The organism is Brevundimonas sp. GW821-FHT12E07 (genome assembly GCF_058807035.1).
Genome location: NZ_JBXAQH010000003.1, coordinates 233,924 through 250,379, shown reverse-complemented (window position 1 = coordinate 250,379; position 16,456 = coordinate 233,924). Strand labels below are relative to the sequence as shown.

Here is a 16,456-nt window from a genome sequence, read left to right as displayed (position 1 = left end):
CTCATCCCCGCGAAAGCGGGGACCGCCGCCGCGCCTCGCTGAGCACGCGCGACAGCTCATCGACCGAATAGGGCTTCTGCAGCAGGTCGAAGCCATGCCGCGCGTCCGCGGCCAGGACGTGGCTGTAGCCGCTGGTCAGGACCACCGCGATATCCGGCCAGGACGCCCGCACATGCCGGCCCAGGGCGACCCCGTCCATCCCGGGCATGACGACGTCCGAGAAGACGATGTCGATCACCTCAGCCTCGCGCTCCAGGATGGCGATGGCCTCGGTCGCATTGCCGGCGAAGCGGACGCCATAGCCGAGATCGCGCAGCAACTCTGTGGCGAACTCCCCGACCTGCTCATTGTCCTCGACCACCAGAATGCTGGCCTGGGACGCCGGAACCGCCTCGCGCGGTTGTACGTCGCCTGCCGCCGCCGGCGCGCCCACCCGGGGCAGATAGAGGCTGAAGGTCGTACCGTGATCGACGCGGCTCTCCACCCCGACCTCGCCGCCCGACTGTTTGGTGAAGCCATAGACCTGGCTGAGGCCCAGCCCCGTGCCCTTGCCCACGCCCTTGGTCGTGAAGAAGGGCTCGAAGATGTGTTCCAGCTGATCGGGCGTCATCCCGGCGCCCCCGTCGGTGACGGCCACCTTCACGAACGGGCCCGGGCTCCCGGCATGGCCGCGCAGCGCGGGCACGCCATCGGCCGCCTCGATCCGGATCGCCAGCCGGCCTTCGCCGTCCATGGCGTCGCGGGCGTTGACCGCCATATTGACGAGGGCCGTTTCGAACTGACTGACGTCGACCTCGACGAAACAGGTCTCGCATACGGCCTCGACCACCAGATCGATGCGGGAGCCGACGACGGTCCTCAGCATGTCCGCGATGGACGCGACCTGATCCCCCACGTTGAACACCTCCGGACGCAGGGCCTGGCGCCGGGCGAAGGCGAGCAACTGTCCCGTCAGTTTCGCGGCCCGGTCGGCGGTGTCGGAGATGGCGCTGACGTATTTCAGACGCCGCTCCTCGGACAGGTCGCGCCGGCCCAGCAGCTCGGCCGAGGACCGGATGATGGTCAGGAGGTTGTTGAAGTCGTGGGCCACGCCGCCGGTCAGCTGACCGATGGCGTCCATCTTCTGCATGTGGCGCACCTGCTCCTCGGCGGCCATCAGCTCGCGCGACCGCGCCTCGACCCGGTTCTCCAGCGTCTCGTTGAGCCGGCGCAACGCCTCCTCGGCGATGGTGCGTTCCAGAAGGTCCGCGGCCTGACGCGCCAGGATGTCGAGCAGGCGCAGATCCCGGTCGGACGGCGAATGCGGCGCGGCCCAGTGGGTCGAGATCATCCCGATCAACTCGCCGCTCCGGGTCAGCAGGGGCGTGGTCTGGGCGGAGCGGATGCCGGTGCGACGGAAGGCCATCAGGTCCTCGGTGCCGGCGATCTCGTCCCAGGTCTCGAAATCGGGAATGACCGCGCGCTGCCCGACTTTCAGCGCAACGGTGCAGCTGCTCCACGCCTGGGGATTGACCCATTGCCAGAAGGCGACGGCGTCTTCCGGCAGGCCGCGGTGGGCCAGCAGCTGCAGCTCGCCGCCATGCCCCGAGGGATCATCCTGCGGACACAGGCGCTGCATGGTCCCGAACTGCGACCCGGTGATCCGGATCGCCGCCTCGACCACCTTGCCGTACAACTCGGCGAGGTCGTGCTCCCCGATCAGCTCCATGCTGATGCTGTGCAGAAGCTCGATGTCGGCGCGTTCGCCTTTCGGCTCATCGCGGGGCGATGTCCGGGAGGCGGGAGAAAGAAGGTCGGTCATTCTTCGCCCCTTCGGGGCTACGGCGCTAAAGCCTGACCGTACCAGCGAACCTTGGGCGTCCAAAGCGGGATTTGCCGGATCGCCGCAAGTGTCCGGTCCCGAACCTAGCGCTTTCGGAACCGGCTCGCTTCAGCCGCCAGGCTGGACCCCCAGTCGGTTTCCTTCTGATCCGGTTCGGCGACGAAGGGCAGCTCGCCCGCCACGCCACGCATGGCCAGGGCCAGCGGCAGGGCGAGATGGGGCAGCAGGCGCAGGGGCTTGCGCTTCTTGTCGGTGACGTCCCAGCCCTCGGCCTCGAACAGCTCGACCATGTCTGACGGCGCCAGCCGCTCGATCCGGTCCCAGTCGGCGGGACGTTCCGTCTCCTCCGCCGCCTCCAGCGACAGGCCGAACAAGGCCACCGACAGGGCGTCGATCTCGTCCAGCCCCTCGGGCATGTCGGGATCGGCGAAGCGCGGCTTCATCAGCGCCTTCAGCTCCAGATCGTCGACGCCGGGCAGGTCTCTGAGGGTTCGCAAGGTCATGGCCGACGGTTTAGCGCTTGACCCCCGCCCCGAACAGGCCGCCCAGACATCCTTTGCAAGGACCGCCAATGGCCACCGAAACCGTCTACATCGTCCAGGCCTATGTTCAGGGACGCGGCAAGGCCCTGAAGGCCGAACCCCAGGTCGGCTGCAAGACGGCCGAAGAAGCCCGCCGCAAGGCCGAGCGGCTGGCGCCCCTGCGCCTCGGCGTCGTGGCCTTTTCGGTGTCCGCCGACGCCGAGATGGGCGACTATGACGAGAACCCCACCATCCTGTTCAAGGCGGGCCAGCTGCCCGAGATGTTCGACTGAGACCGACGGCCGCGGCCATCCGCCCCAACATTACACGCTCGTAACTTCCGCCCGTCCGACAGGCTGATACGGTCCCGCATCCCCTGACGCGTACCGGAGTTCCCCCATGTCCCGTCTCGCCCCGCTTCGCGGACTCGTCTTCGGCTGCTCCCTGCTGGCGCTCGCCGCGGGCGCTCCGGCGATGGCGCAAACCCCCGCGCCTTCCGCCGCCAGCCTTGAGGCCCTGACCCCGCCGCCGCTGAACTTCACCCACCGGACCCTGGCCAACGGGCTGAACGTCTACGCCATGCCCGATGCGACCGCCGGCACGGTGACGGTCCAGCTCTGGTACGACGTCGGCGGCAAGGACGACCCCGAGGGCCGCTCCGGCTTCGCCCACCTGTTCGAACACATCCTGTCGCGCAAGACCGTCAACCTGCCCTACGGCCAGATCTCGACCATGGTCGAGAACGCGGGCGGCTCGCGCAACGCCTCCACCGGTCAGGACACCACCAACTATTACGAGACCGTCCCGCCGCAATATCTGCAGCAGATGCTGTGGACCCACGCCGAGCGGATGGCCCGCCCCGTGGTCGACCAGGCGGTGTTCGACGCCGAGCGCTCCATCGTCAAGGAAGAGCTGCGCCAGCGCGTCTACGCCCCGCCCTACGGCCGTCTCGGCGTCTTCATCATCGGCGACAACGCCTACGACAACCACATCTACCGCCGTCAGGTGATCGGCTCGATCGAACAGCTCGACACCGCCACCCTGCCCGACGCCCTGGCCTTCCATGAAGCCTATTACCGCCCCGCGACCGCGACCCTGATCGTCTCGGGCAATTTCGACCCCGCCCAGCTGGACCAGTGGGTCGACCAGTATTTCGCCGGCATCGAGAACCCGGCCCGCCCGGTCCCGCATTTCGAGCGCCCGGCCTTCGTCAAACGCACCCAGCCGCGTTCGATCGTCGCCTACGCCCCCAACGTCCCCCTGCCCGCCATCGCCGGCATCTGGCAGGGCGTCAGCGCCTCGGATCCGGACGGCCCCGCCCTGGAGGTCATGAGCGCCATCCTGTCGCGTGGCGAATCCAGCCGCCTCTATCAGTCGCTCGTCTATGGCAAGCAGCTGGCCGCCTCGGCCTTCCTGCGCGCCGGCGGCGGCGACGAGGAAGGCGGCTCCATCACCGCCCAGGTCACGGTCGCGCAAGGGAAATCCATCGACGAGGCCGAGGCCGCCCTCAATGCCGAGCTCGACCGCATCCGCGACACCCCCGTCACCCCGGCCGAACTGCTGGAGGCCCAGACCGAGCTGCTGTCGCAGGAGCTGCGCGGCCGCGAAACCGCCTCGGGCCGCGCCTTCTCGCTCGGCTCGGCCGTCATCGCCGAGCACGATCCGTCCGGCCCCGACAAGCGCGTGGCCGCCATCAAGGCCGTGACCATCGCCGACGTCCAGCGCGTCGCCCGCCAGTACCTCGACGACAGCGGCCGGGTCTCGATCCGCTACCTCGACGAAAGCCAGCGCCCGGAAGGCACGCCCGACTTCGATCACCAGACGGACTGGAAGAACCCGGCCCCGGTCCCGACCTTCGTGACTGTGCCCCCGGCCATCCTGCCGCCCAACGCCCTCAGGCCCGAGGGCGAGCGCGAGGCCCCGCCGCCGCTGGGCGCCGCCCGCCCGGCCGCGGCCCCGGTCATCGCCGAACGCACCCTGTCGAACGGCCTGCGCGTCATCGTGGCCAAATCGACCGACCTGCCGATCATGAACGCCCAGCTGGTCATCGCCGGCGGCGCCGCGGCCGATCCGGCCGCCCGTCCGGGTCTGGCCTCGATGACCGCCAACCTCGCCACCCAGGGCGCCGGCGGCCGCATCGCCCCCGAGATCGCCCGCACCCTCGAAGCCCTCGGCGCCAATATCGGCGGCGGGGCCGGGGCCGATGCGACCACCCTGTTCGTCTCGGCGCCCAAGGCCTCGGCCGAAGCCGTCGGCGCGGTCCTGTCCGACGTGGTGCAGAAGCCGACCTATGCCTCCGACGAGCTGGAGCGGTCGCGCGTCCAGTCGGTCAACGCCCTGCGCGTCGCCCTGCGCCAGCCGGGCCCGCTGGCCGGCCAGGTCCTGAACCGCATCGCCTATGGCGCGGCCCCCTATGGCGCGCCCTCGGGCGGCACCGTGGCCTCGCTCGGCGCGATCAGCCGCGATGAGATCGTCGGCTTCCATGACCGCTGGTGGCGGCCGGACAACGCCGCCCTGATCATCACCGGCGGCATGACGGCCGAGGAGGGTTTCGCCTTCGCCGAACGCACCCTGGGCGGCTGGGCCAGGCCTTCGGGCGCGGTCCCGACCGTCGGCGCCCGCGCCGGCGACGTCCAGGCGCCGCGCGTGGTGGTCGTCGACCTGCCCGGCTCGGGTCAGGCCGCCGTCTCCGCCGCCGTGCGCGGTCCCAACCGCTCCGATCCGTCCTTCTATCCGCTGGCGGTCGCCAACGCCGTCATCGGCGGCGGTCAGAACGGCCACCTGTTCCAGGAAGTCCGGGCCAAGCGCGGCCTCAGCTACGGCGCCTATTCCGCCCTCGGCTCGCGCCTCGACAGCGCCCTGCTGACCGCCTCGACCCAGACCAAGAACGAAAGCGCGGCCGAGGTCGTGGATCTGGTGCTGGCGGAGCTCGACCGGCTGAAGACCGAGACCGTCACCCCGACGGCGGCGACCGACCGCGAGACCTTCCTGACCGGCGGCTTCTCGCGCTCGATCGAGACCACCGGCGGCCTCGGCGGCTTCCTCGCCGACGCCGTCACCCTGGGCCTGCCGCTGGACGAGAGCACGGCCTATGCGACCAGGATCGACGCGGTGACCCCCGAAACGATCCAGTCCGCCGCCGTCGCGACCCTCGGCTCCGACCGGGCCTATGTCGTGGTGGTCGGCAATTCCTCGATGTTCATCGACGCCCTGCGCGCCAAACATCCGGATCTGGTCGTTATCTCGGCGGCCTCGCTCGACCTCGGCAGCCCGACGCTGGGCCTCTGATCCATCGGGCGCTGAGGCCCGCGCCTCAGCGCCCGAAATGCTCCAGCAGGAAGGCCGCCTTGGCGCGGTAGAAGTCGATGATGTCGGGCAGGTCCGACATCACATGGCCCTCCCCTTCGTAGCGCCTGTAGGTCACCGTCCCGCCGGCCTCGCGGATGGCGGTGACGAAGGCGTCCTGCTCGCCCGCCCCGTTCCTTGGATCGTTGGCGCCGACCTGGACCAGCAGGGGCGTCCTGATCTTCGCGGCGTTGTTCATCGGCGAGATGGAGGCGAAGAAGGCCCGCTCCGCCGGGTCATGGACGTCGCCGTACTCGACCCGGTCGGATGCCTGCAGCGAGGGCGCCGCATTCTCCAGATTGCGCACCCAGTCGGCCACCCCGACCTCGCTGACCCCGGCGACGAACAGGTCGGGATAGGCGCCCAGCACCGCATTGGTCAGGTATCCGCCATATGACGCGCCCCCGACCGCGACCTTCGATCCGTCCAGCCCCGGCTGGGTTCTGATCCAGGCCACGGCGTCGGCCAGGTCGCCGATCTCATTGACCCTCAGACGCCGGTCGTTCAGCGCCGCCCCGGCCTTCCCGTCGCCGTCCGAGCCGCGATAGTTGAAGTCCAGCACCGCGATCCCGCGCGCGATCAGGTATTGCATGTCCGGCTTCCAGTCGACGCGGGCATGGCTGGTCGGCCCGCCGTGCAGCCTCAGGAAGACCGGAACCGGCCCCGTCGCAGTCTTCGGCCGGTAGAGCAGCCCGCTGAGCTGAACCCCGTCCCGCGCCGTGAACCGCACCGGATCCGGCGTGACCAGCCCGGCCAGATCGATCCCCGCCGGATCGGGCGCCACCACGCGGCGCGTCTCGTTCGTCTCGGGCTTCCAGATCCACACCTCGCCCGGCGTCGTCGGCCCCTTGATCAGGATCGACAGCACCGGCGCATCTTTCGCGAAGTCGAAACTGTAGGTCCCGGCCGGCAGCTCCGGCGTCGGCAGCACCTGCCCCGTCGTCAGGTCCAGCGCATTCAGCTTCACGAAACCGGTCTCGTCGGTCGCATAGACCAGAATCTTCCCGTCCGGGCTCAGGGCCGTCCTCAGCACCTCATGCTCCGGCTCGGCGATGATATGCAGTTCGCGCGCCGCCAGATCATAGTGACCCAGCACCGCATGGTCGTGGCCCTGATCGGTGGCCAGGAAGAAGCCCGACCCGTCCGGCGACCAGCTGATGCCGTGATAGACGGTCGGCTCGGCCGGCTTGAACAGCGTCTCCTCCTTGCCGGTTGAAAGGTCGATCAGGCTCAGGTCGTTGCCCCGCTCGCCCCGCGCCTCCTGCATCAGCAGCAGGGTTCCGTGCGGCTGGACCGAGGCCGGATAGAGGCCCAGCCGTCCCGGGGCGACCAGCCGCGACCCGCTGCCGTCCAGCGCCGCCGAATAGAGGTCGAAGGCCCCGCGTCCCCCGCTGGTCGTCGCATAGAGGATGGTCTTCTCATCGGGTCCGAAATCGCCCGGATAGGTGAAGGCGTCGCTGCGCGGCAGGACCTCGACCTCCTTCATCCCGTCGGGCGTCACCGAATAGAGGCCAAAGCGTTCGTCCCCGCCCTTGTCCGCGCCATACAGGATCGCCTTGCCGTCCGGCGTCCACATCACCCCGTCGATGCCCAGCCCATAGGTCAGCCGACGCGGGGCGCCTCCAGCCACATCCACGATCCAGGCCTGGGGCTCGCCGGTCACGGTGCTGACGAAGACCAGCTGCGTCCCGTCCGGCGACAGGGCCGCCTCGCTGGGCCCATTGGCCATCAGATACCGCGTCACATCCGGCGTCGCCGACCCCGCCAAGGGCACGCTGACCGGCTGGGGCTTAGGGATATCCGCCGCGATCGGCCAGACCGCCGCCCCTTCCGCGGTCTGTGCGGCGACGGGCAGGGCCACGCCCACGGCCCATGTGAGAGCCAGCGTCGAGATCAGACAGGCGGCGCGCATCGGAACACCCTCAAGGAACGAAGATATCCGAACCTCGCCGGTCCTCGGGTTCGTGACAAGGTGTTTCCAGCGCGCCGTTAGATCGCCGGCGTCCCGCGCGGTCCTGCGCCTTCAGCGGGCCGCCGACCCGCCCTGCCCCGCCGCGTCGGCGTTGCTGATCGGCGAGAAGGCATAGGGGCTTGGACCGCTCCACGGGACCAGGCCGAAGAATTTCCGCCGGGCGGCGTCGTAGGAAATCGGCGACCGCCCCTCGGTGACCGCGTCGAAATCCGTTTCGGTGAGATAGGCGGCGTATGCGATCGCCCGATAGGGACCTTTGACCTTCAAGGCGGCCAATCCCGCGTCGATCTGGCCAACGGTATAGAATTCGGACACGCCCCATCCCTTGCTGAGGAACCGCGGCAGTCGCCGGGCCAGACGCCACGCGATCCAGTTCGTCCGCAACTCGTCCAACCCGGTCATGGCCTTTTCTTCCCTAGACCACCCGCACCCCGACGCCGTCTTCCTTCTCGGGACCGACGGCGACGTCCAGGGTGTCGTCGCCGAAGCCGAGGCCCGAGACGGCGCGTTCGACCATGGCGCGGATTTCGTCGGACGGGCGCATGGTGCGAACGTCCAGATACCAGCCCTCGCGGTTGTCCTCGAGCCAGTGGGCCCGGGCCAGCCAGGCCGCGGTGACACCCGTCCCGCCGACGGGACCGAAGGCGGCGGCCAGTCTCTCGACCAGGGCGACGGGAACGGGTTGGGGCGGGAACAGGCTGACCTTGCCGCTCGGCCGGCCGCTGCCGGCCCGGGTGATCCGGGCATGGCGGTTGGCGGCGGCCAGCAGATCGGCGATGTCGTCCTTCTGGAACAGCATCACCCGGGTCGAGCCGGGGTTCAGGATGATTGGCCCCTCGCGGAACAGATGCAGGACCTGACGGCCGTTCATGGCGATGAAGGTGGTGTCCTCGCCCCAGACGGCTTGCAGGCGGCGCGGATCGGTGAAGACGCCGGCGGCCACGCGGCCGTCGTCCAGGGTCACGCCCTTGACGTCCATCCCCTCGTCGGGCCGCAGGGTGCGCATTCCGGTCGCCCCGGGCGCGATGCCGGCCAGGGTCGCCCCGTCGGGCGCCAGAAACAGGTCGACGGCGGACATCAGGTCCTCGAACGCCCGCCAGTGTTTCGGGTCGGCGAAGGCGGCGTCGATCACCTGCTCCAGCCCGTTCAGGGGCGCGTCGAGCGGGGCGGGGGAAGGCGCGGTCAGAAAATCGTTCATGCCCGATCCTTCGCCAACGGGCGGCGTCCCGTCAATCGAAGGCTTGCGCCACCTTTTATTTCCATATTACTGGAAATATGGAATCTATGATCGCCGTCGAAATGCTGTCCGCTCTCGGCCATCCGGGACGGCTCGCTGTCTTCCGCCTTCTGGTCCGGGCCGGGCCGGAGGGGATGGCGGCGGGTGAGGTCGCGCGGACGCTCGACATCCTGCCCAACACCCTGTCGGCCAATCTGAATATCCTCGCCCAGGCGGGACTGACGACGTCCCGGCGCGAGGGGCGGTCGATCGTCCACGCTGCACGCTTCGACCGGATGCAGGCGCTTCTGGGCTGGCTGGTCGAGGACTGCTGCAACGGCAGACCCGAAATCTGCGCCCCTTTGGCGGAGACCGCGCGGGCCTGTTGCGAGTGAGCGACGTGACCACCCGGACGCTCGACCGCGCCACGCTCGACTTCGACCCGCCCCGAAGACTGGCTGCCGAGGCCCTCGGTTCGGCGCTATTGCTGATGGTCGTCGTCGGCTCCGGGATCATGGGTCAGCGGCTCGCCGACGGAAACGACGCCCTTGCGCTTCTGGGCAACAGTCTCGCCACCGGAACGGCTCTGGTCGTGCTGATCTGGATTTTCGGCCCGGTCTCCGGCGCCCATTTCAACCCGGTCGTCACCTTGGTCGCCGTCCTACGTCGCGATCTGCCCCGGCGCATGGCCCTCATCTATGTCCCGGCCCAGATCGCGGGCGCGGTTCTCGGCGTCTGGGTCGCCCATCTGATGTTCGGATTGCCGGTGCTGCAGGTCTCGACCCACATCCGCTCCGGCGGCGACCAGCTCTTCGCCGAGGCCGTCGCGACCTTCGGCCTGCTGCTGACCATCCTCGGAACCTCGCGCTTCCGGCCCGAGGCGACGCCGGTCGCGGTCGGCCTCTACATCACCGCCGCCTACTGGTTCACGGCCTCGACGTCCTTCGCCAATCCCGCGGTGACCCTGGCCCGGTCCCTGACCGACACCTTCGCCGGCATCGGGCCCGGCGGGGTCCCGGCCTTCATCCTCGCCCAGATCGCCGGCGCCCTCGTGGCGATGGCGGTGTTCGGCTGGCTTCTCAACCCACGGAAACGCTCATGACCGCCCCGGAATTCCCCGTTGTCGTTTTCCACAATCCGGCCTGCGGCACTTCGCGCAACGTCGTCGCCATGGTGCGCGCCGCCGGATACGAGCCGGAGATCGCCGAATACCTTCAGGCGGGCTGGTCGCAGCATCAGCTTCTCGGCCTGGCGGCGCGCGCCGGCCTGGGCCTCAAGGCCCTGATGCGGACAAAGGGAACGCCCGCCGAAGCGCTGGGCCTGCTGGCCGAAGACGTCACCGCCGCGCAGATCGTGGAGGCCATGCTGGCCCATCCGATCCTCGTCAACCGGCCGCTCGTGGAGACGCCAAAGGGCGTGAAGCTGTGCCGCCCGTCAGAGGTCGTGTTCGACCTGCTGGAACGGCGACCGGACGCCTTCGTCAAGGAAGACGGCGAGATCGTCCGGTTCTGAAATCAAAACGGGCGGCGGCCCCCGGTACGCCATAACGCGACACGCGTCGGGCGGGCCGCCGCCGTCGATTACGTCAGGACGACGATGGCGACCCGGCGGTTCTGTGCGCGGCCTTCGCGGGTCGTATTCGGCGCGACCGGGGTCTCGGCGCCGTAGGAAATGGTCGACATCCGGTTCAGGGCGATGCCCTGACGGCTCAGCGACCGGCGAACCGCCTCGGCCCGCTGGGCGCCGAGTTCCTCGTTGTATTCCGGGCTGCCGGTGGAATCGGTGAAGCCCTGGATCTCCAGATAGACGTTGCGGTTCTCGCCCTTCAGACGCGTGGCCAGTTCGGCCAGACGCTGCTCGGCTTCCGGCGAGAGCGAGTGGGCGTCGGTCGGGAACTTGACCGAGTCGTCCGAGAGCACGACCTGATAGAGGAACTTGCCCTCGGCCAGCTTGTGCGCGTCATTGGCGCGTTGAAGCGCCTGCCCCGCCGTGCCCTCGACCTGGGCCAGATGTTGATCGGTGGCGTCGACGCGGGCGTCAACCACCGCGACATTGTCCCGTACGAAGCGATGGGAGGCGCAACCGCTCGCGGCGACGCCGACCATCATCACGACACCGGCCATGGCCACCGCGCGGGAGCTGAAACGCCCCTTGAAGGTGGTGACGGGCGCGGCGCCCATGAATGTCGATCTGATCAAGATCAGTCTCCTTATTCCGGCGGAGCGCGACTCCCGCGTGAATGCGCAAGGCTCAGGTGCAGAGTCGGAATCGGCGGCAGAATGACCGGTAAAGGGCGGGATTACGTCAGCTTGACCATTGGATTTATTGGCCTTCATGACCTTTCGCGAAGCGAAAACGTCTGAAGTCGCCGCCACGTTCCTGACGCGGGCGAATGATCTTTTTTTCGCGTGTCGACGCCGCTTTCACAGAAACAGGACGCCGCCCGGTCCGGGATCCAGTCGCGGCCCCGCGCCGGAACCCGCCGACGCCGCTTGGTCGCGGTCGTCGCCAGCGTCGTCGTGCACGGTCTGGTCCTCGCCCTGCTCCTGCCCTTCGCCGCCGATGCGCCGACGCTCGAGGTCGAGCCGCCGATAGTTGTCACCCTGACCCGGCCCGAGCCGCCTCCGGTCGCTCCGCCCGCCCCAACGCCCGGCGCCGATCCCGGCGGCGGCGCTCCCGCCGAGAAGGCCGAGAAACCCACGCCTCAGAAAGCCCCGGAGCCCGCCGCGCCCCTGCCGGCGCCGAAACCCGTCCCGGCTCCTGTCCGTCACCGCCCGGCGCGCACCCCGCCGCCCATGGTCCCCACCGTCGTCGCGGCCGCTGCTCCCGCCTCGACCGAGGGCCAGATCTCCGTCGTCGGCGAGGCCCAGCTGGCCGGCGCGCTCACCGCCGGCTCGGGTCAGGGGACGGGTCCGGGCGACGGCTCAGGCCTCGGCTCCGGAAATAGCTCCGGGCCGGGTAATGGAACCGGTGGCGGCCGCTGCGACATGGTCGAACGCCTTCAGACGGTGCTGCGCCGCGACGCCAATATCCGCGCCGTCGCCGCCGGCGCTCACTCCTCGCTCTCGGCAGGGCGCGGCGCCCTCCTCGTCTGGAACGGCGACTGGCTCAGGAACCCCGGGCAGGAGGGCAAGGGCCTCGCCGGCCTGCGTCAGGCCATCGCCGTCGAGGTCGCCTTCGCCCCTGCCGCCTGTCGCGCCCAGGTGGTCAACGGCCTGGTCCTCATCCGCCTCGGTGACGCCCCCGGCGATCCCCGCCTGGCCCTCGGCGCCGGCCGCTGGCGCTGGTCCGACCTGCTGGGGCTCTGAAAGACCACCGATCTGTGACGGTCGCGGAATCCGAAACGGTCGTTTCGGAAACTGCGCCTTTCAGAAACAATGTGTTTCGACCGTTTCTATTTCCGATCCTGAAGCTTCGGGTAGCTTGGCCTCACACCGGTCGCGGCGGCGACGAAAGCCCCTCACCGGTGAGTGCCCAAGCTTCGTCCCCCAACTCTGAAATCAGGATCAGAACCATGCCCTTCGTGAACGCCGCCGACGGTACGCCCATCTTCTACAAGGACTGGGGCCCCAAGGACGCCCAGCCCATCGTCTTCCATCACGGCTGGCCGCTCAGCGCCGACGACTGGGACGCCCAGATGATGTTCTTCCTCGCGAAGGGCTATCGGGTCGTCGCCCACGACCGCCGCGGCCACGGCCGCTCGGGTCAGGCCTCGGAAGGCCACGACATGGACACCTACGCCGCCGACGCCGCGGCCGTCTATGACGCCCTGGACCTCAAGAACGCGGTCCACATCGGTCACTCGACCGGCGGCGGCGAAGTCGTCCGCTATGTGGTCAAACACGGCGCCGGCCGCGTCGCCAAGGCCGTCCTCGTCAGCGCCGTCCCGCCCCTGATGCTCAAGACCGAGGCCAACCCCGGCGGCCTGCCCATCGAGGTCTTCGACAGCTTCCGCGCCGGCACCGCCGCCAACCGCGCCCAGTTCTTCCGCGACGTCGCCGCCGGCCCCTTCTACGGCTTCAACCGCGAAGGCGTTGAACCGCAGGAAGGCGTCATCCAGAACTGGTGGCGTCAGGGCATGATGGGCTCGGTCAAGGCCCACTACGAAGGCATCAAGGCCTTCTCCGAGACCGACTTCACCGAGGACCTCAAGGCCATCACCGTCCCGACCCTGGTGCTGCACGGCGACGACGACCAGGTGGTGCCGATCGCGGACTCCGCCCCCCTCTCCGCCGCCCTGGTGAAAGGCAGCCAGCTGAAGATCTACCCGGGCTTCCCGCACGGCATGCTCACCACCCACGCCGACGTCATCAACCCCGACCTGCTGGCCTTCATCCAGGCCTGATCGCGACCCTGCGCCCGCTTCCTCACGGAGGCGGGCGCCCCTTCCCCTCCGAAAGTTCCCCCGATGACCACCCCAGACCTTGCCCCGGGCCTCGACCCCGACATCACCGACAACCGCGAGACCCACCGCTACGAACTGGTCGTCGACGGCCAGACCGCCGTGGTCCAGTACAATGAGGTCGCCGGCGGCCTGCTGATCTCCGAGACCCTCGTCCCCGTCCCTCTCGAAGGCCGCGGCATCGCCAGCCGTCTGGCGAAACACGTCCTGACCGACATCCGCAATCGCGGCCTCGTGGTCCTGCCCACCTGCCCCTTCTTCGCCGGCTATATCCAGAAGCACCGCGAATGGGCGGACATCGTCCACCCCCACTACCGCACGGCGCTCGGCCTCTGACGCATCTTTCTGAGGGCGGATCACGCAAGCCTCTTGCGTCTTCCGCCCCTTCGCTGCACCTCGGCGGCAAGCCTTCCCTGTGAGCCGACGATGTCCGAAGAATTCTACCGCATGCGGCGCCTGCCGCCCTATGTGATCGCCGAAGTCAACAATATGCGTCACGCCGCCCGCACCGCCGGCGAGGACGTCATCGACCTCGGCATGGGCAATCCGGACCTGCCCCCGCCCGCCCACGTCATCGACAAGCTGATCGAGGTCGCCCGCAACCCCGACGCCCACGGCTATTCCCAGTCGCGCGGCATCCCCGGCCTGCGCCGCGCCCAGGCCAACTACTACGCCCGGCGCTTCGGCGTGGACCTCGACCCCGAGACCGAGGTCATCGTCACCATGGGCTCCAAGGAGGGTCTGGCCAGCCTCGCCACCGCCATCACCGAGCCCGGCGACGTGGTCCTGGCCCCCAACCCCTCCTATCCGATCCACACCTTCGGCTTCATCATCGCCGGCGCCGCCATCCGCAGCGTCCCGACCACGCCCGACGAGAAGTATTTCGAGGCCCTCGAACGCGCCATGGCCTACACCGTGCCGCGCCCCAAGGTGCTGGTGATGAACTATCCGTCCAACCCCACGGCCGAGACCGTGGACCTGGCCTTCTATGAGCGCGTCGTCGCCTTTGCGAAGGCCAACGACCTCTGGATCATCTCCGACCTCGCCTATTCCGAGCTCTATTACGACGGCAAGCCGACCGTCTCGATCCTTCAGGTCCCGGGAGCCAAGGACGTGGCCATCGAGTTCACCTCCCTGTCCAAGACCTATTCCATGGCCGGCTGGCGCATGGGCTTTGCGGTCGGCAACAAGCGGCTGATCGCGGCCATGGCGCGGGTGAAGTCCTACCTCGACTACGGCGCCTTCACCCCCATTCAGGCCGCCGCCGTCGCCGCCCTGAACGGGCCGCAGGACATCGTCGAGAAGAACCGCGCCCTCTATCACAAGCGCCGCGACGTCCTCGTGAAGAGCTTCGGCGCCGCCGGCTGGGAGATCCCCAAGCCCGCCGCCTCCATGTTCGCCTGGGCCCCCCTGCCCCCGGCTCTGGCCCAACTCGGCAGTCTGGAGTTCTCCAAACAGCTCCTGACCCACGCCAAGGTCGCGGTCGCCGCCGGCGTCGGCTACGGCGAGAACGGCGAGGGCTATGTCCGCATCGCCATGGTCGAGAACGAACAGCGCATCCGTCAGGCCGCCCGCAACATCAAGGCCTTCCTCAAGGCCCGCGGCGTCAACGGGCCTTTCGGGGACGAAGCCTAGTCGGCGGAACCGTCACCTCCCCATTCGCGCAGGCGAATGGGGAGGACAGACCGCGCAGCGGTCAGGAGGGGGCGACACGGCGCCTCCGGTTGGCCCCGACCTTTCCTCCCCACGCAGTGGGGAGGGGGACCGCGAAGCGGTGGAGGGGCTCTTCAATGCCATGAAGGCATGCGGTCCTGCCCCAGTTCCTCTCGGAAGAAAGACGAGAAGCTAATCACGTTGGCGTGCCGTACATACTCCGTAGAATCCGATTGTTTCAGGCTCTCCGGCACCACGAGCGTGATATTCATCGCAGCCATATCCTCGATCGCATTGGCCGCGACGGTCTCATCGACAGTGGCGAGGAACAGGTCGCTGCCGCCCATTTCCCGCTCTACCTGTTTCCATCTTTCGCGCAGCGTCGTCTTGGCGCTCAGGATCAGGCCTCTTGATGCCCCCTCAAGGTTGGCTCGGAGATGCTTGAGCGAAGGCAACACGAAGTCCGGGCGCTTCTTGGCGTCCATCACAACCTGTTTTGCGAACGGGATATCGCCAGCGACGAGCATCGCCTCGATCTGGTGCTCGAACGAGTAGCCGGCGCGAGATTTCCGCTGCTGGCTGGCCGAGAGCATGATGCGATCGATCTCGCCTACGCTATCGACCATCCGTCGGACAACCGACTTCATATCCATCGCGGCCGGCTCATCCCCGAACACCGCCCGGACCAGTTCGACGGCTCGCTCCTTGCGTTGGCATTCCCTGAACAGATCCCACTCGATGACACGACTGATTTCGCGAATGGCGTCACCAGGATTTTCCAGCGCGAAAGGGTCGAGGCTGGCAATGCCATGGCCTTGGAGGAAGGCGTTTCGGGCTAGTTCAGCGAGCGCCGCAGTCGTTGGCATCGCCGCGCGGTCACCGGCAAAGTGCGCGACATCGCCGGCCAGCCAGGCGGCGGCGACCTCCTCGGCGAAGTCCATGATCAGGTCGCGCTCCTGCGCGACGACAGAGGCTGGCTCAAGGACGCCTACGGTGAAGTCTGCGCCAAGTCCCAACGTCTCGGTCAAGACGACAACTGCGTCAGAGCCGGAGTCGATCGTCAGACACAGGAAGGTCGGCTCAGCCTCACCCAGCTTTGGGGCCATGACCAGCCATGAAGCCGGACCCAGATCACTGAACGCGACCTTGGGCAGTCCCGTCATGTGGGTCTCGGCACCCTTGCTCGTGTAGTGCACAAGCCGGGTCTTCTTCCACTCATCAAACTGCGGCCACTCGGTCAGAAAGAAGACCTCACGAATGTCCGCGCTGTCTTCAACGGCCCGCGTCTTAGCGGTCAACGGAGGGAAGAAGCCGCCATCGCGCTGCGCAGGCGGGATGTAGACGCCATTCTGCTTCTTGTTCTGCAGTCGAGACCAGTCCCGGTCGTTATTCGACAGCTTCTTGACCAGGACCTGAGGCGCGTGGATCAGTAGATCCGCCAGCATGGCACCGGTTGCATCATCCCGGTCGAAGAGGTCGGACTGCGGCGGCATTGAATCTCCGGGCGGTGAGAAGCAGTGATAAG

Annotated in this window: 16 protein-coding genes; 9 read left to right on the top strand and 7 right to left on the bottom strand. The window is 68.4% G+C overall.

Annotated features, from left to right (window positions below):
- Position 1: 1 nt before the first annotated feature.
- Both AC1ROD_RS12955 and AC1ROD_RS12950 read right to left on the bottom strand, forming a co-directional pair.
- Entirely contained in the window at positions 2–1,801 is a 1,800-nt protein-coding gene (locus tag AC1ROD_RS12955) for a GAF domain-containing hybrid sensor histidine kinase/response regulator (RefSeq protein WP_492948675.1), read from the bottom strand.
- A 104-nt stretch (positions 1,802–1,905) separates the two neighbouring features.
- Positions 1,906–2,325 carry a hypothetical protein gene (locus AC1ROD_RS12950; RefSeq protein ID WP_492948674.1) on the bottom strand — a complete coding sequence of 140 codons (420 nt, stop codon included), beginning with the start codon at positions 2,323–2,325 and terminating at the stop codon, positions 1,906–1,908.
- Positions 2,326–2,393: 68 nt separating this feature from the next.
- Between AC1ROD_RS12950 and AC1ROD_RS12945 the strand changes: the two genes are divergently transcribed.
- Both AC1ROD_RS12945 and AC1ROD_RS12940 read left to right on the top strand, forming a co-directional pair.
- Positions 2,394–2,636 carry a hypothetical protein gene (locus AC1ROD_RS12945; protein WP_492948673.1) on the top strand — a complete coding sequence of 81 codons (243 nt, stop codon included), beginning with the start codon at positions 2,394–2,396 and terminating at the stop codon, positions 2,634–2,636.
- Positions 2,637–2,742: 106 nt separating this feature from the next.
- Positions 2,743–5,631 carry a M16 family metallopeptidase gene (locus AC1ROD_RS12940; protein ID WP_492948672.1) on the top strand — a complete coding sequence of 963 codons (2,889 nt, stop codon included), beginning with the start codon at positions 2,743–2,745 and terminating at the stop codon, positions 5,629–5,631.
- Between the two features lie 25 nt (positions 5,632–5,656).
- On the opposite strand, the gene AC1ROD_RS12935 is transcribed toward AC1ROD_RS12940, so the two are convergent.
- The 3 genes from AC1ROD_RS12935 to AC1ROD_RS12925 all read right to left on the bottom strand — a co-directional run bounded on the left by AC1ROD_RS12935 (position 5,657) and on the right by AC1ROD_RS12925 (position 8,858).
- On the bottom strand, positions 5,657–7,600 hold the full coding sequence (locus AC1ROD_RS12935; protein ID WP_492948671.1) for a S9 family peptidase: 1,944 nt from the start codon (positions 7,598–7,600) through the stop codon (positions 5,657–5,659).
- A 111-nt stretch (positions 7,601–7,711) separates the two neighbouring features.
- A complete protein-coding gene (locus tag AC1ROD_RS12930; RefSeq protein WP_492948670.1) occupies positions 7,712–8,062 on the bottom strand; it encodes a DUF6559 family protein in 351 nt (116 codons plus the stop codon).
- A gap of 13 nt (positions 8,063–8,075) precedes the next feature.
- The gene (locus tag AC1ROD_RS12925) at positions 8,076–8,858 is read right to left on the bottom strand and encodes an SseB family protein (RefSeq protein ID WP_492948669.1); all 783 of its coding nucleotides are present in this window, start codon (positions 8,856–8,858) and stop codon (positions 8,076–8,078) included.
- 77 nt (positions 8,859–8,935) lie between these two features.
- Between AC1ROD_RS12925 and AC1ROD_RS12920 the strand changes: the two genes are divergently transcribed.
- The 3 genes from AC1ROD_RS12920 to AC1ROD_RS12910 are packed head-to-tail and all read left to right on the top strand — an operon-like array spanning position 8,936 to position 10,388.
- The gene (locus AC1ROD_RS12920) at positions 8,936–9,271 is read left to right on the top strand and encodes an ArsR/SmtB family transcription factor (protein ID WP_492948668.1); all 336 of its coding nucleotides are present in this window, start codon (positions 8,936–8,938) and stop codon (positions 9,269–9,271) included.
- 5 nt (positions 9,272–9,276) lie between these two features.
- Positions 9,277–9,978, top strand: coding sequence for an MIP/aquaporin family protein (locus tag AC1ROD_RS12915; protein WP_492949075.1), 702 nt, complete (start codon positions 9,277–9,279; stop codon positions 9,976–9,978).
- Positions 9,975–10,388 carry an arsenate reductase family protein gene (locus AC1ROD_RS12910; RefSeq protein ID WP_492948667.1) on the top strand — a complete coding sequence of 138 codons (414 nt, stop codon included), beginning with the start codon at positions 9,975–9,977 and terminating at the stop codon, positions 10,386–10,388. The genes AC1ROD_RS12915 and AC1ROD_RS12910 overlap by 4 nt, the downstream gene beginning before the upstream one ends.
- A 68-nt stretch (positions 10,389–10,456) precedes the next feature.
- Here AC1ROD_RS12910 and AC1ROD_RS12905 read toward each other — a convergent pair whose 3' ends face one another.
- Complete coding sequence (locus AC1ROD_RS12905) at positions 10,457–10,999, bottom strand: OmpA family protein (protein ID WP_492949074.1); 543 nt, start codon at positions 10,997–10,999, stop codon at positions 10,457–10,459.
- 369 nt (positions 11,000–11,368) lie between these two features.
- Here AC1ROD_RS12905 and AC1ROD_RS12900 point away from each other — a divergent pair, with 369 nt between their 5' ends.
- The 4 genes from AC1ROD_RS12900 (at position 11,369) to AC1ROD_RS12885 (ending at position 14,913) form a co-directional block, all read left to right on the top strand.
- The gene (locus tag AC1ROD_RS12900; protein ID WP_492948666.1) at positions 11,369–12,184 is read left to right on the top strand and encodes a hypothetical protein; all 816 of its coding nucleotides are present in this window, start codon (positions 11,369–11,371) and stop codon (positions 12,182–12,184) included.
- Positions 12,185–12,390: 206 nt separating this feature from the next.
- Positions 12,391–13,221: an alpha/beta fold hydrolase gene (locus tag AC1ROD_RS12895; RefSeq protein ID WP_492948665.1), complete on the top strand. Its 831-nt coding sequence runs from the start codon at positions 12,391–12,393 to the stop codon at positions 13,219–13,221.
- A gap of 63 nt (positions 13,222–13,284) precedes the next feature.
- Positions 13,285–13,614, top strand: coding sequence for a GNAT family N-acetyltransferase (locus AC1ROD_RS12890; protein ID WP_492948664.1), 330 nt, complete (start codon positions 13,285–13,287; stop codon positions 13,612–13,614).
- Positions 13,615–13,704: 90 nt separating this feature from the next.
- Positions 13,705–14,913, top strand: a complete 1,209-nt coding sequence (locus tag AC1ROD_RS12885; RefSeq protein WP_492948663.1) for an LL-diaminopimelate aminotransferase — start codon at positions 13,705–13,707, stop codon at positions 14,911–14,913.
- Between the two features lie 152 nt (positions 14,914–15,065).
- Here the strand turns inward: AC1ROD_RS12885 and AC1ROD_RS12880 are convergent, their stop codons facing one another.
- The gene (locus tag AC1ROD_RS12880) at positions 15,066–16,424 is read right to left on the bottom strand and encodes a type II restriction endonuclease (RefSeq protein ID WP_492948662.1); all 1,359 of its coding nucleotides are present in this window, start codon (positions 16,422–16,424) and stop codon (positions 15,066–15,068) included.
- Positions 16,425–16,456 lie beyond the last annotated feature (32 nt).